At 59.3% G+C, this 14,742-nt stretch carries 12 protein-coding genes; 11 read left to right on the top strand and 1 reads right to left on the bottom strand.

Annotation, left to right across the window (positions count from 1 at the left end; all coding sequences use genetic code 11):
* Positions 1-5 precede the first annotated feature (5 nt).
* The 3 genes from FIV03_RS31690 (at position 6) to FIV03_RS26030 (ending at position 2,279) form a co-directional block, all read left to right on the top strand.
* Positions 6-152 carry a hypothetical protein gene (locus FIV03_RS31690; RefSeq protein ID WP_023000028.1) on the top strand — a complete coding sequence of 49 codons (147 nt, stop codon included), beginning with the start codon at positions 6-8 and terminating at the stop codon, positions 150-152.
* Between the two features lie 144 nt (positions 153-296).
* Complete coding sequence (locus FIV03_RS26035) at positions 297-962, top strand: class I SAM-dependent methyltransferase (RefSeq protein ID WP_152511515.1); 666 nt, start codon at positions 297-299, stop codon at positions 960-962.
* A gap of 138 nt (positions 963-1,100) precedes the next feature.
* Complete coding sequence (locus tag FIV03_RS26030) at positions 1,101-2,279, top strand: MFS transporter (RefSeq protein ID WP_209009795.1); 1,179 nt, start codon at positions 1,101-1,103, stop codon at positions 2,277-2,279.
* Between the two features lie 21 nt (positions 2,280-2,300).
* Here the strand turns inward: FIV03_RS26030 and FIV03_RS26025 are convergent, their stop codons facing one another.
* Positions 2,301-3,224 (bottom strand): hydrogen peroxide-inducible genes activator, encoded by a 924-nt coding sequence (locus tag FIV03_RS26025; protein ID WP_152511514.1) that lies wholly within the window; start codon positions 3,222-3,224, stop codon positions 2,301-2,303.
* Positions 3,225-3,475: 251 nt separating this feature from the next.
* Here FIV03_RS26025 and katG point away from each other — a divergent pair, with 251 nt between their 5' ends.
* From katG to FIV03_RS25985, 8 genes are all read left to right on the top strand, one after another.
* Positions 3,476-5,647: a catalase/peroxidase HPI gene (katG, locus tag FIV03_RS26020; RefSeq protein WP_152511513.1), complete on the top strand. Its 2,172-nt coding sequence runs from the start codon at positions 3,476-3,478 to the stop codon at positions 5,645-5,647.
* A 275-nt stretch (positions 5,648-5,922) separates the two neighbouring features.
* A complete protein-coding gene (gene fabI / locus FIV03_RS26015) occupies positions 5,923-6,687 on the top strand; it encodes an enoyl-ACP reductase FabI (protein ID WP_152511512.1) in 765 nt (254 codons plus the stop codon).
* A gap of 9 nt (positions 6,688-6,696) precedes the next feature.
* Positions 6,697-9,336, top strand: coding sequence for a DUF3141 domain-containing protein (locus FIV03_RS26010; RefSeq protein WP_152511511.1), 2,640 nt, complete (start codon positions 6,697-6,699; stop codon positions 9,334-9,336).
* Between the two features lie 425 nt (positions 9,337-9,761).
* Positions 9,762-11,123: a DUF2157 domain-containing protein gene (locus tag FIV03_RS26005; protein ID WP_209009794.1), complete on the top strand. Its 1,362-nt coding sequence runs from the start codon at positions 9,762-9,764 to the stop codon at positions 11,121-11,123.
* Positions 11,120-11,692 carry a GDYXXLXY domain-containing protein gene (locus FIV03_RS26000; protein ID WP_209009793.1) on the top strand — a complete coding sequence of 191 codons (573 nt, stop codon included), beginning with the start codon at positions 11,120-11,122 and terminating at the stop codon, positions 11,690-11,692. The genes FIV03_RS26005 and FIV03_RS26000 overlap by 4 nt, the downstream gene beginning before the upstream one ends.
* A 57-nt stretch (positions 11,693-11,749) precedes the next feature.
* Positions 11,750-12,793, top strand: coding sequence for a class I SAM-dependent methyltransferase (locus FIV03_RS25995; RefSeq protein WP_077290462.1), 1,044 nt, complete (start codon positions 11,750-11,752; stop codon positions 12,791-12,793).
* Position 12,794: 1 nt separating this feature from the next.
* The gene (locus tag FIV03_RS25990; protein WP_152511510.1) at positions 12,795-13,499 is read left to right on the top strand and encodes a 16S rRNA pseudouridine(516) synthase; all 705 of its coding nucleotides are present in this window, start codon (positions 12,795-12,797) and stop codon (positions 13,497-13,499) included.
* A gap of 221 nt (positions 13,500-13,720) precedes the next feature.
* Positions 13,721-14,509, top strand: coding sequence for a DUF4394 domain-containing protein (locus FIV03_RS25985; protein WP_023000039.1), 789 nt, complete (start codon positions 13,721-13,723; stop codon positions 14,507-14,509).
* Positions 14,510-14,742 lie beyond the last annotated feature (233 nt).

The raw sequence follows: 14,742 nt of genomic DNA, 5'->3' as shown, positions 1-14,742 counted from the left end.
CGCCAATGAGCCCGTCATCTTTGATGATCCAATTGGCAAACATCGTTCTTTCGGTTCTGGAGTTCCTGGCTTCACCCACTGGCGGCCGCGACATCGGCCGCGACATTCTTCATCAGATCGGTCTGCGCGGCGGCCGCAAGAAGAAGAAATAGCGGGTACGGGAGTTTCAAGCAGCCTGTGCTTCGAAGCTGTTTCGAAGCACGGATAACTGCGTGCCGGCTGTCATATTTGCAGTTGGACCAGGTTCGACCGGTTACTGCCGTTCCAGCTTATCTGTTAGAAATGGACTATTCGCCATGGCGACAACATGGACCAATGAAATGCCGTCATCTGCCGGTTTCTGGAGCAAGGCTGCGCGCAAATATGCTGCGTCTCCAATCCGCAATCAGGAAGCCTATGAAAAGACGCTGGAGCGTACGACGGAACATCTGGGGCCGCAGGACAGTGTTCTGGAACTGGGCTGCGGCACAGGATCGACGGCGCTTTTATTGGCCGGCAATGTCAGGTCTTATCTTGCCACCGACTTCGCCAGCGGCATGATCGAGATTGCTCAGGCGAAATTGAAGGATGGACCGGACGGGGAAGATCATCCGCAAGGGTTGAGGTTTGCCGTTGCCGATGTCTTCAGCGACAAGGTCGAACCGGGTGAAACCGGTTACGATGCCGTCCTTGCCTTCAACTTCCTGCATCTGGTGGAAAACGCCGAAGACACCCTGTCCCGTATTCATCATCTCCTGAAACCGGGTGGGCTTTACATTTCCAAGACCGTTTGCCTGAAAAGGCGCGCGTGGCTGTTTGCTCCCCTCGTCAAGGTGATGCAACTGGTTGGCAAGGCACCTTTTGTCCGTTTCTTTTCCTTCGACACACTGGAAGACAGCATCCGGTCGGCAGGGTTCGAAATCATCGAGACAGGAACCTATCCTGCACCCTACAGCCGCTTTGTCGTGGCAAGGAAGCTCTGACGGGGGTGCGCAGAAAAAGATGCGTCCCGGATATAAACTAAATCGATTGAATTGGCCGGTTGCGGCGACTTGCAGATGAGGGCTGTTGAGTGCTAGGTGTGATCTGTCTCGCCACACTTGCTCCCTCGAAAGCTGAAAATGCTCGTCCGCGACCGCGCCTTTTTCGCGTCCATGTTCCTGACGGTTCTGGCCGACCAGATCCTCCTGTTTCTGGTGCCGCTGGTGATCTTCCAGATAACCGGCGATGTCGCCTGGTCCGGCCTTGCCTTCTTCTTCGAAACCTTGCCGCGCTATCTGACATTTCCAGTCGCAGGCATTCTGAGTGACCGGTTCTCGCCGATCCTGCTGCTGCGTATCAGCCGCATCCTGCGGGCTGTGGCCTGTATTGTCGGTATAGTCGGTCAGCTTGCATTTGGTGGGGTCTGGTGGCTGATCGGGCTTTCTGCCGTCGTCGGCATTTTCACGACGCAGGGCATGCTGGCGCTGGAGATGGTGCTTGTTCGTGCCTTCTCCGACCAGCGTTTCGAAAAAGTGGCGAGTTACGGACAGCTTGCCTCGCAAATGGGCGTCGTGCTCGGTCCGTTGGTCGCCGCCTACCTCATGGCGTTCTGGCCCTGGCAGGCAGTGGTCGTGCTGGCAACAGTCCTGTTTGTGTTGGCCGATCTTGCGTTTTACTTCTGGCCAGGTCAGGCGCGAATGGAAGACGCTCCAGGCAGGCGTGTTTCACGCCATCCCGTGGCGGATCTCAATCACGCGCTCAAGCTAGTCTGGACATTGCCGGGCCTGACGCGGGCAATCCTGCAGGCCGCCGGCGTCAACCTGATCATTGGTGCGACGCTGGCAACGGCTGCCGCCATGATGACGGGCTTCTTCAGTCAAAGCGAACAGGTCTACGCCTGGCTTCAGGTCGGTGGAGCCCTGGCGACACTTGCCGTCCTGACGCTGACGGCCCATGTCGCGCTCAGCCTGAAGACCCTCGGTGTTACTGCTTACGGGTTGATCTGCGCGGGGGCCGTGCTGACAGGCCTTGGAGCCCATCCGCTGATCTATGCGGCAGGTTTCCTGCTGATCGCCGGGTTCGACAAGATGTTCAACATCTATGTGCGCACCTTGCGCAAGGAGATCATACCGCCGGAGGAATTCGGCAAGACAACCGGCGTGATTATCTGCCTCAACAATCTGTCGCAGCCGCTCGCTGGCCTCATCGTTGCCATCTTCGCAGCCGGAGACGACGCAAGGGCTGTCCTGCTTGGCCTTGCCGGCGCAATGGCAGTGCTGGGCGTCTTGACATTCCGGCGCGCCGCCACGCAGTCGTAACACGTGGCATGGGGTGGCAGATCAGCTGATAGCCGGCTGGTCTCGCAAGGCCGTCAGTCCTTCTGCTGACCGCCTGACGATATCCGCGATCTCGGCGAGCTGGCCTGCCAGCGGGCTCCTTCTACGCCAGACCATGCCGATTGTCCGGGTCGGTTCGGGGGCTTCAAAACGCGAAATCGCAACCGAGGCCGAACGGGTTTCCACAGGAACGGCCATTTCCGGAATCAGGGTGACGCCCATCCCTGCACTGACCATCTGGACCAGCGTTGAAAGGGAACTTGCGTCCAGCACTTCGCGCGGTGGACCGGATTGCAGGTTGCAGAAGGACAGGGCCTGATCGCGAAAACAATGGCCTTCCTCCAGCAAAAGCAACCGCATCTCGCGCAGGCTGTCGGCGCTCGGCATTGGCGCGTTGGCTTCCCGCGCCGAGCGCACCAGCACGAAGCGCTCGCTGAAAAGGGCCGTTTCGGCAAGTGTGCCTTCGGAAACCGGCAAGGCTACAATGGCCGTGTCGAGGCGACCTTCTTCCAGCTCGTCGATCAGGTTCGGCGTTACTGTTTCGCGCACATGAATGTCCAGCTCCGGGTAGCTCCTGGTCAATGCTCCGACAACGCTCGGCAGGAGGTAGGGAGCGACAGTCGGAATGACGCCGATGCGCAGCCGCCCGACAAGCCTTTCGCGTGATGCCCTGGCAAGGTCACCCAGCTCCTCGGTGGCCCGCAGGATGTCGCGGGCACGCTCGGCGGCAACTTCACCAAAATGTGTCAGGCGGATTTGTCTGGCCCCGCGTTCGAACAAGCTCGCGCCGAGCACTTCCTCCATTTCCTTGATCTGCATGGACAGCGCCGGCTGCGAAATGGCGCAGGCCTCGGCGGCCTTGCCGAAATGACCGTGCCGGGCGAGGGCCTCGAAATAGCGCAACTGTTTGAGGGTGATATTGATCATAAGCATAACTTATCGAACTTATCAGAAAATTCAACTTCCTCTGATCGGTTGCCTTTGCTAGCGTCAATCTGCACAGACGAGATCAGGTGGCATGCAAACACCCCTTGCGATGCCAGCTGATTTTTGTGCGCGGAGATTTTGGGAGATTTGAGGAAACCGATCTGTCCGGGGCTCATACGGGCCTTACGGATATCACGGGCGTCTCACGCGGCCCGAATAATCGAACGTTTCAGATGACAGTGGAGAGAGTTATGGACGCTAAGGTGGAAAAGACAGGCGGTTGCCCTGTAATGCACGGCGGCAACACGGCGATGGACAAGCCGGTAACGAAATGGTGGCCGGATGCGTTGAACCTCGACATCCTGCACCAGCGCGGTGCACGCACCAATCCGATGGACCCCGACTTCAACTACCGTGAAGCCGTGAAGGGTCTCGACCACGAGGCAGTCAAGGCCGACGTCCGTGCGCTTATGACTGAAAGCCAGGATTGGTGGCCGGCTGACTGGGGTCACTACGGCGGTCTGATGATCCGCCTGGCATGGCATTCCGCCGGTTCCTACCGCATGCAGGACGGTCGCGGCGGCGCGGGCTCCGGCAACATCCGGTTCGCTCCGCTGAACTCCTGGCCGGACAACGCCAGCCTGGACAAGGCCCGCCGTTTGCTGTGGCCCGTCAAGAAGAAGTACGGCAACGCGCTTTCCTGGGCCGACTTGATCATTCTGGCCGGTAACATGGCTTACGAATCCATGGGTTTCAAAACCTTCGGTTTCGGTTTCGGCCGGGAAGACATCTGGGGTCCAGAAACCGATGTCTACTGGGGCTCGGAAAAGGAATGGCTCGCACCGGTCGAGAACCGTTTTGAAAACGCCGATGATGCGACCTCCCTGGAGAACCCGCTTGCGGCGATCCACATGGGCCTGATCTACGTCAACCCGGAAGGCGTGAATGGCCAGCCGGATCCGGTCAGAACCGCAGCGCATGTTCGCGAAACCTTCAAGCGCATGGCGATGAACGACGAGGAAACCGCGGCATTGACTTGTGGCGGCCACACCGTCGGCAAGGCCCACGGCAACCGGTCTGCTGAAGGAATTGGTGTCGAGCCGGAAGCCGCCGGCGTCGAGTCGCAGGGCTTCGGCTGGGCGAACACCGAACAGGGTGGCAAGGCTTCCAATGCGTTCACCTCCGGTATCGAAGGTGCCTGGACGCAATTCCCGATCCAGTTTGACATGGGCTACTTCGATTACCTGTTCAACTACGACTGGGAACTGCGCAAGTCCCCGGCTGGTGCCTGGCAGTGGGAACCGGTCAACATGCCGGAAGACAAGAAGCCGGTTGATGCATCTGATCCGTCCATCCGCCGGAACCCGATGATGACCGATGCCGACATGGGCATGAAGATGGACCCGGTCTACAACGAGATCTGCCGGAAGTTCATGGCCGACGAAGCCTATTTCCGCGATTGCTTCGCTCGTGCCTGGTTCAAGCTGACCCACCGCGACATGGGCCCGAAGGTCAACTACCTCGGCCCGGACGTTCCGGCTGAAGACCTGATCTGGCAGGACCCGGTCCCGGCTGGTTCCACCTCCTACGATGTGGACGCCGTGAAAGCGAAAATCGCTGCCAGCGGCCTGACCGCTGCAGAGATGATCGCAACCGCATGGGACAGCGCCCGGACCTTCCGTGGCTCAGACAAGCGTGGTGGTGCCAATGGCGCGCGCATCCGTCTCGCGCCGCAGAAGGACTGGGAAGGCAATGAACCGGCACGCCTCGCCAAGGTTCTTGCCAAGCTCGAGCCGATTGCTGCCGAAACCGGTGCTTCGGTTGCCGATGTCATTGTTCTGGCCGGCAATCTTGGTGTGGAACAGGCAATCAAGGCAGGTGGCTTCAACGTCTCTGTTCCGTTCGCTCCGGGCCGCGGTGACGCAACCGACGAACAGACGGATGCAGAGTCCTTTGAAGTTCTGGAGCCGCTCGCTGACGGCTTCCGCAACTGGCAGAAGAAGAAATACGTTGTCAGCCCGGAAGAGATGATGCTCGACCGTGCACAGCTCTTGGGCCTGACCGCGCGTGAAATGACTGTCCTGGTGGGCGGCCTGCGTGTGCTGGGGACTAACTACGGTGGTTCCAAGCATGGTGTCTTCACCGACCGTGAAGGTGCCCTGACCACGGACTTCTTCGTCAACCTGACCGACATGGCCAACAGCTGGCATCCGGTTGCCGACGGTACTTACGAAGTGCGCGACCGTCAGCTGGGCACGTTGAAGTGGACCGCGACCAGCGCAGACCTGGTCTTCGGCTCCAATTCCATCCTGCGGGCCTATGCGGAAGTCTACGCTCAGGACGACAACAACGAGAAGTTCGTGAAGGACTTCGTTGAAGCCTGGACCAAAGTCATGAACGCAGACCGGTTCGACCTGATCTAAGGACGGTATCTGCAATTTGAGACAGATGGCGGCGCCCCGGGGTTTTCCGGGGCGCCGTTTTCTTTGGGCTGGCTTTCTGTCCAGTGCTGATTTTGCGATGCAGCAGATCATTTTCGTCAGCACAAACCCTTATCTCCTTGAAAAGGTCATTGTTCCGTCACAAGGTTTATGTTGCACTGCGAAGCAGTTTCAGGTTGCGCTTGAGACAGCGAAGTGTGGTGGCCGGCCGGTTTCCCTCCGTCCTGGCTGCCCAAGGTTTCGGGAGCTGTGCGCATATGTTTGATTTGACGGGCCACAAGGCCCTTGTTGTAGGGGTCGCCAACGATCAGTCCATTGCCTATGGCTGCGCCAAGGCCTTCCGTGCGCAGGGAGCAGATCTGGCGATCACTTATCTGAATGAGCGGGCCGAAGCCTACGTGCGGCCTCTGGCCGAACAGCTCGATGCGGAAATCGTTGCCCCGCTCGACGTGCGCGATACAGAGCAGATGGACGCGCTGTTTTCCGAGATTGAGGCCAAATGGGGCCGTCTCGACACTTTGCTCCATTCCATCGCGTTCTCCAAAAAGGAAGACCTGCATGGCCGTGTGATCGACTGTTCCGCGGACGGCTTTTCGCTGGCCATGGACGTCTCCGTCCACTCCTTCCTGCGGCTTATCAAAAGGGCCGAGCCGCTCATGCCCCATGGCGGTACCTGCATGACAGTATCTTTCATGGGCGCGCAGAAGGTCGTCGAGAACTATGGCGTCATGGGCCCGGTCAAGGCCGCGCTGGAGGCGGCCACCCGCTATGCGGCAGCCGAGCTCGGATCAAAGGGAATCTCGGTCCATGCGCTGTCGCCAGGTCCGCTCAAGACCCGCGCCGCATCGGGCATTGCCGAGTTCGACGCATTACTGAACGACGCGGCTGAACGCGCGCCGACACATCAACTGGCCACGATCGACGATGTCGGGGCCTATGCCGCCTTTCTTGCCAGCCGGGAGGCGTTCAACGTCACCGGGGCCGTGCACCCGATCGACGGTGGCTACAGCATTCTTGGATAGGAGGTCCTGATGAAGGACATTTTTGACGCGCTTGAAAAAGGCCAGAACGAATTTCTGGAATCGCTGCATGATGCCACCGCCTGGGGGCCTTCGGAGCGTTTTACGGCACTGCAGGCCCAGGCGACGGAGCTGTCCAACCTGGCGGAACTGATGGGCAGGGGACTGACCAAGCACCTGACCCGGATCTCGGACGATCACAAGACCCGTTGGCAGTCGAATATTTCCGAGTTCGGCAAAGCCGTGGAAGCCATGGGCGGTGCGCAGGAAGCAGGGTCTTTATACGAGGCCTGGGAAGACTACTGGAAGGATGCGGCCCAGCGCATGGTCCTCACAATGGACACGCTTCGCCAGCGCGGCGACATCTTCCTGGATCACGAAGAAGCCGGCTGTCCACCTGTCCTGATCTATGACTATGAAGTGGTTCTGGATGGTGCAGATCTGCCGCGCCCCAGCTGTTACATGCTGCTGAAAATCATTCCGCCCGCAGATCTGCCGTGCCGTGATCCGAAACCCTGGAAACGGCCCTATATCATCATCGATCCACGGGCCGGACATGGAGCCGGGATCGGCGGTTTCAAACCGGACAGTCAGGTGGGCGTTGCCCTGCATGACGGTCACCCGGTCTACTTCGTTGCCTTCAAGAGGATGCCGGAGAAAGGCCAGACACTGGCGGACGTGACCCATGCGGAGGCGGCCTTCGTGCGCAAGGTCATGGAGCTTCATCCCGAAGCTCCGAACCCGGTGGTGACGGGGAATTGCCAGGGTGGTTGGGCGACGCTGCTGCTGGCTGCCATGAACCCGGATCTGACCGGGCCGGTCATCCTCAATGGTGCGCCTGTGTCCACATGGTCCGGCCGGGTCGGTGAAAACCCGATGCGCTACAATGCCGGTGTTCTGGGTGGGACCTGGAACGCGATGTATTACTCCGACCTTGGTCACGGCATCTTCGATGGCGCTGACATCGTGCAGAATTTCGAACTGCTCAATCCGGCCCGGAACTACTTCGGCAAGTACTACGATCTCTATGCCAAGGTCGACACCGAGCCAAAGCGCTTCCTGGAGTTCGAGCGCTGGTGGGGTGGGTATTTCCTGCTGAACGAAGCGGAGATGAAGTGGATTGTCGAGCAGCTCTTCGTCGGCAACCGTCTTTCCAAGAACGAGGCACAGCTTGAGCCCGGCCGAAACGTCGACATCAAGCACATTCGTGCGCCGATCATCGTTTTCGCCAGCTATGGCGACAACATCACACCGCCGCAGCAGGCCCTCAACTGGATCATCGACACCTACACCGATGAGCGGGAAATCGCCATTCGTGGCCAACGGATCATCTATATGGTCCACGAACAGGTTGGCCATCTCGGCATTTTCGTGTCCTCCAAGATTGCGAAGAAGGAGCACACGGAAGTCACCTCGACACTGAAGACAATCGAGGCGCTGGCGCCAGGCCTCTACGAAATGACCATCGACGACTATGAAGGCCCGCTGCTGGAGCGGGAATTCACGGTCAGCTTCCATGAGCGCAAGATGGAAGACCTGACGAAGATAGATGACGGCCGGGACGATGAAATACCCTTTGCCGCTGTTGCCCGTGCATCCGAGCAGCAGGCCGAATTCTACGATGTCTGCGTACGGCCTTTCGTCCAGGCTTTCGTCACCGAGCAGAGCGCTGATCTGCGTCGCAAGAGCCATCCGCTCAGAATGCAGCGTGCGCTGTTCTCCAGCCTCAATCCGGCTCTCGGCTGGTTGCCCGGCATTGCCGAGCGTGCAAGGAACGAAAGGTCGCCGGCCGCTGCAGGCAATCCGTTTGTCGAACTGGAAAAGGTCAATGCGGCCCTGATTGAGCAGTCCATGGATCTTTTCCGGGATTTGCGCGACACAGCCTACGAGAACCTCTTCTACGCCATCTGGGGCACGCCCTACATGCGCTGGTTCGGCCGGACCAAGCAACCGGGCCGGACGCTGAAGCGCAAGGACGAGTTGCGCAGCTTGCCGCCGGTCCAGGCAGCCCTGATGCATATCGAGGAAGGTGGTTTCTGCGAAGCGGTGATCCGTATGCTGATCCTGCTTGCCGACAGCCGGGGCAATGTTCGCCGCGACCGTCTGGAACGCTCAGCCCGTGTCCTGACACAGGATGAGCCGTTCAAATCGCTGAATGCGGACGAACGCAGTTTCATTCTTCAGGAACAGACGCTGATCGTCGAATTTGCTCCCGAACTGGCAATCGAAACCTTGCCAAAGCTTCTGAAAACCCCGGAAGAGCGGGAACTCGCGGCCAAGGTTGTGCGGTTCATTCCCGGCGCAATAGACGAAATGACGCCGCATACACTGGAAACGCTGCAGCAGTTCCACAAGGTGCTGGGTCTGCCGCCTGTTTCGGGAGACATCACGGAAGATCCCCTTGCCGTGACCGATGTCGTCGTCGAGCCGGGCAAGGAAGACGCCCGAGCGGCACAGGAAGAGGCGGCGAGCAAGGCCCCCGCGCAGTCGGCGCCAACGCGGACAGCTCCCGTTAGGGCGGCCTCGGCTGCGGCAGTGCCGAGCAAATCGTCTCCTCGCAAGACTGCAACGCGAAAGGCAGCGGCGCGCAAGGCGACGGCTCCACGCAAATCACGCAGCAGTGCGAAAAAACCGCAGGAACCGGCTGAATAATAATAGGGGGCGTCCGGGCCTCTCGGACGCCCCCACAGAGCCCCCCTGGAATTATTTTTGGAGTTTGGCTCTGATCTGAAACGGTGTTTCGCTTAGCAGGCTAAGACATGTTTCCGGCAATCCGGCACGGGTGGCGCCGATGTCCGACCGCCGGATTTGTCCGTTAAGCATAGCAAGATCGGTGCTGCTCACAAGTGCCGGAACGCTGCTTCCGGCAGGAATTTGAGCTGCCGAATTTCGAACTCTGTTTTTATTGCATTTTTCGCTACGCTCCTGCGTGCTGGCGAAAGACAAACTTCCTATTCGCCACCCGAATGCCTACTTCTTGTCCGAAGCAGAGCCGCTCGCGGTTCGGAGCCCCGTGTGCCTGGGTGAGGGAAAACCCTGCTGCGAGAGAACAATGAAGAGAAAACTGGCGGAGCCGCATGTTCGACTGGGCCTATAAGAAACGCTTGAAGGACGACCTGGAACTTTGGGTCGAGAAGGGCTGGGTGAGTTCTGCCGGTGCAACGGCCATATTGAAGGAGCAGGATCAGGACGACGGTCGTTCACGCCTGCCCATGGCCCTTGCCGGAATTGGAATGGTCTGCGTGGCTTTGGCGCTGCTGGCATTCATAGCGGCAAACTGGGGAGCTATTCCGAAGTCCGTGAAGCTCGTCGGCATTGCACTGCTTGTCGTTGCGAGCAACGGTCTTGCGGCCTTTGCTGCAACAAGAGGGCGCAAGGGTATCGCGGATCTTGCCACTGGCTTTGCCACGCTGGTTTTTCTCGGCGGCATGGCGCTGGTCGGACAGATCTTCCACTTGCCCGCCGACTGGCCCGGTGGCGCTTTCCTTGTCTGTCTCGGTGCGCTGGCTGCCGCGTGGCTCACCGGTTCGAAAACATCCCTGATCGTCGCTGCCGGTGCTGCCATAACCTGGCAGGTCATGCGGTCCGAATTCGGTTCGGCACCGCTGATGGAAGATCTGATCGGGCTTCTCCTTCTTGTCGCGGTGTTTGCACATCCGGTCATCCATCCCGCACGGCTTTCGCGCTGGGCCGCGATTTCGCTGCTCTGGGTAACCTATGGCCGCTGGTTTGGCGAAACAGCGGAACTGATGAGCTCCAGCGATGATTTCATCACTGCAATGTTCCTAGCCGGAACCGGTGGAATGGCGGCCGCGATGATGTTGCTCGATCCCGTTGCCGATCTTTTCGTGAAGTGGTCAAGCGACCGGCCGACGCGCAGTCATGGGCATTGGCTGATGGCAAGGTCCCTTCAGGATGTCGGTATTCTGGTCTTGTCGGTGCTGGTCGTCCTGGCGCTCGTGTTTGTTCCCGAGGTCGCGGACGAACCGTCTTTGGGCGGCCTTGCAACACTCCCTGCTATGGTGCCGTTGGCCGTCGCTCTGGCTCTCCTGGTGACAGGCCTGCTGCTATCCTACAAGACCGTGAAGTCGGGGGCGCTCTTCGGGGCAACCGGCCTGGCGCTGGTGGCCGTGCTGATGCCGGTTCTGACGGCCAACGTTCTCGTGCTTGCAGCCTTTGTTCTGGCGGCACTGATCGGTCTTTGCGCACTGGGGACATGGTATAACAACAGGTTCTGGATGCTTTGTGCCTATTTCGGCCTGACTGCGGTCGCGCTCTGGCTGCTTCAGGTCACCATCGGCAGTTTGCTGGGGCAGTCGCTGTTCTTCCTGGTGGCAGGTGTTCTGCTGCTGGGAATGGCCCTTTGGCTGGCGCGTCTGATGAGGCGCGGTGGCCGGACGCCGGATGAAGGTGACGTCACCGGGGAGGTTCAGGAATGACCACGGCAACTGCAACTCCCGTTTCAAAACCGCAGTCCCGCGCCCAATGGCTGCTTTGGGGACTTCTGGCCCTGATCCAGCTTGGCCTCATCTCAATCCCGTTGTTCGACCGGCTGGACGTGCAACACAGCGGAACCGCTGTTTCGCTTGCCGTGGTGCCGGTTGACCCGAGAGACCTGCTCCGTGGCGACTATGTAGTGATCAATCTTGCGATCGGTACCGTTTCCAATACGGTGCCCGGTGCCGACAAGGTCCAGTCGGGAGACAGCATCTTCGTCGGTCTGAAGTCAGAAGGAACGGGCGCTGCCGTGCCGGTCCTGATTGCGAAGGAAAGAGCTGACGCCGGTGATCTGGCGATCGCCGGTACCGTTCGCTCCGTTCTTGGTGACGAAATACGGGTGGACTACGGTATCGATGCCTTCTTCCTGCCCGAGGGCGAGGGACTTGAAATCGAACGCATGGACACATCGCGCATTCTTCTTGAAATCTCGTTGACCGAAGACGGCCGGTCGCTGCCCGTAAACCTGCTGGTGGATGGAAAAGCTTTCCGGTCTGATGCGATCTTTTGACCTTCGGCCATTCTGGCGGTATGAGCGCGTCAGCTGAAACCCGTCTGAAAGACCGCCATGTCCGATCCCGCGCTCGATACACTCGTATTGCCTCTTGAAACCGGGGCTGTCGAGCTTGCCGACAAGAGCCGCGTCCTGTTCCTGCGCGCAAGGACAGGGCGTCCGCTTGCAGCGCTTGCGGACGTAGATCTTGTTTGCGAACAGAGTTTCGCACCAGATCGGGATGCGCTGCAAAAGGCAGGGCTGAAGGTAGACGCGGAGACGGAAGACAACAGCTTCGACGCTGTTCTCGTTCTTCCTGGTCGTCAACGGCAGGAAGCAAGGGCACAGCTTGCCCGTGCGGTTTCAAAGACACGGCCGGGTGGAACCGTGATTGCCTGCGCGCCCAACACCGAAGGTGCCAAGACGCTGGAAAGCGATCTTCAGGAGCTTCTGGGCAGCGCCGAGAAAATGACCAAGAACAAGTGCCGGGTTGTCTGGAGTGAAGTTTCCGATGACAGCCTGAACACCGCACTTCTCGCCGAATGGCTGGTACTGGATGCGCCGCGGACCGTGCTTGACGGCACATTCGTCAGCCGGCCGGGCATCTTCGCCTGGGACAGGATCGACCCGGCCTCCAGACTTCTGGCAGACCTTGTGCCGGCAACGCTGAAGGGCAGAGGCGCTGATCTTGGAGCGGGCTTCGGTTATCTGACCCGTGCCGTTTTCGAGAAGGCTCCGAAGGTCACTTCGATGGATCTCTACGAGGCGGAAAAGCGTGCGCTGGATCTGGCCGAACAGAACCTGGCTGCCTTCAAGGGCCTCAGAACGATGAACGGCATCTGGTCGGATGTGACCCAGGGCATCGAAGGGCCTTACGACTTCATCGTCTCCAACCCGCCGTTCCACCAGGCCGGCAAGGCCGACCGCGCCGACGTCGGTCAGGGCTTCATTCGCGCCGCTGCCCGCGGACTGCGGCCGGGTGGTGAATTCTTCATGGTCGCGAACCGGCATCTTCCCTACGAGCACACGCTGGGCGAAGTCTTCGCCGATGTGAGACAGCTCGCCGACGAAGGTGGCTACAAGGTAATCCGGGCCGTCAAAGCCAAGGGAGGTCGGTAAGATGCGTCTTGTAAAACTCCTCGCCAATCTCGGCTATGGCAGCCGGAAGGAAATGCAGGTCGCCATCCGCAACGGGTGGCTCACAGACCGCGAGGGCAGCCGTTTGAAGGCGGATGCCAAGACCGCTCACGAGGACATCCTCTTCGACGATGAGCCGCTCGACCCCGCACACGGGGTGGTGATCCTGATGAACAAGCCGCTTGGCTACACCTGCTCCATCAAGGATCAGGGCCGGCTGGTCTATGACCTCTTGCCGGACCGCTTCCGCATGCGCAAGCCGGTTCTGTCCACCATCGGTCGGCTGGACAAGGAAACGTCCGGTGCCTTGCTGTTTACCGACGACGGCACATTCCTGCATCGCGTCATCTCGCCGAAGTCCGAAGTTCCCAAGATTTACGAAGTGACACTCGACCGCCCGATGAAGGGCGACGAAGGCGCGCTGTTTGCTTCCGGCGACATGATGCTGGAAAGTGAAGACAAGCCGCTGAAGCCGGCGGAGCTTCAGGTTCTGGACGAAACCCATGCTCGGCTTACCCTGCATGAAGGCCGGTATCACCAGGTACGCCGCATGTTCGCGGCAACGGGCAATCACGTCACCGACCTGACTCGCAGTCACATCGGCGGCCTCGGTCTGGAAGGTCTCGAAGTGGGCAAATGGAAAGTGCTGTCCGAAGAAGAAAAGACACGCATTTTTGAAGGTGGATGAGGTCACGGTTTCCTGTTTCTGCTGCGAACCAGGAAATTTTTATGATGAGAGGTTTTTCTTTTAAGTTCAATAAATTCAGATACTTATATTTAATTTGATCTCCAATTTCTAAAAAATTTCAAAAAAGATTTCCCCCTGCTGCATCCAAAATTCGATCTGCCGTGTTTCCGGGAAGTGAGGCCAATCCGATGCCTCCTGCCTTTGAAAGACGGAGATCTGAAATGCCCCTTATTGCACGTAGCCTTCTGACAGCATCCGCCCTTGTTCTTGCCGCTGGCGCTGCTCACGCGACCCCTGCGATCGGTCTTGCCGGTGAAAAGACCCTGGTGGTCATCGACAGCAATTCCGGAAAGGTAACCGACACGATGGAAGTTTCCGGTGTCGACAGCCTGCTCGGCATTGACCTGCGGCCGGCGACGGGGCAGCTGATCGGCGTCAGTGGCGCTCACGAAATTGTCGAGATTGATCCGAAGACCGGTGCGGCAACGGTGATTTCCAAGATGGACAAGATGCTGCCGCTGAAAGACGGGCAGCCTGTCATCGTCGACTTCAACCCCAAGGCCAACAAGTTGCGCTTCATGACCGGTGTGACCAACCACCGGGTTGATATCGAAAGCGGCAAGGTGACCGTCGACGGCAGCCTGGCCTTTGAGGAAAAGGACATGCATGCGGGCGAAGCGCCGAACATCGTTGCTGCTGCCTACATCAATTCCTACGGCCAGCCGGAAACGACAGCGATGTATGACATCGACGCGACCATTGGTGCCGTCATCCGTCAGACTTCGCCGAACGATGGCACCCTTGCGGCCGTTGGCAAGCTGGGGGTGGACGCTGCCGAAACCTACGCCTTTGATGTTGCCACCGACGCGGAAGGCAACAACAAGGCCTGGCTGGCAACCGGCACGTGGCTGCACACCGTTTCGCTGGAAACCGGCAAGGTGACCGATAGCTGGGAACTGGGTGGCCTGGAATGGCCGCTGCGCGACATCACGTTCATGACCGCGATGTGAGCCCCATCCAAAGCACTTACTGACAGAGCATCTTCAGCCCGCTGAATGAACAAGGATGCTCTGGGCTTTGCGGCCCCGTCCCACCTGGTTCGCAAAGCCGATTGCCGGAGCAGCCTGGACCACCCACCCCAGGCTGCTCCGGTCCCTTACCGGTACGACTGGTCCGGCAACGCTTCTGATGCGTAGCAGTCAGGAGCCCTGGTGAGATTGAACAAGTGAGACCAACGTGCTGG

This window comes from Labrenzia sp. THAF187b, assembly GCF_009363375.1.
GTDB lineage: Bacteria > Pseudomonadota > Alphaproteobacteria > Rhizobiales > Stappiaceae > Roseibium > Roseibium algicola.
This window is presented reverse-complemented; position numbering and strand designations above follow the sequence as displayed.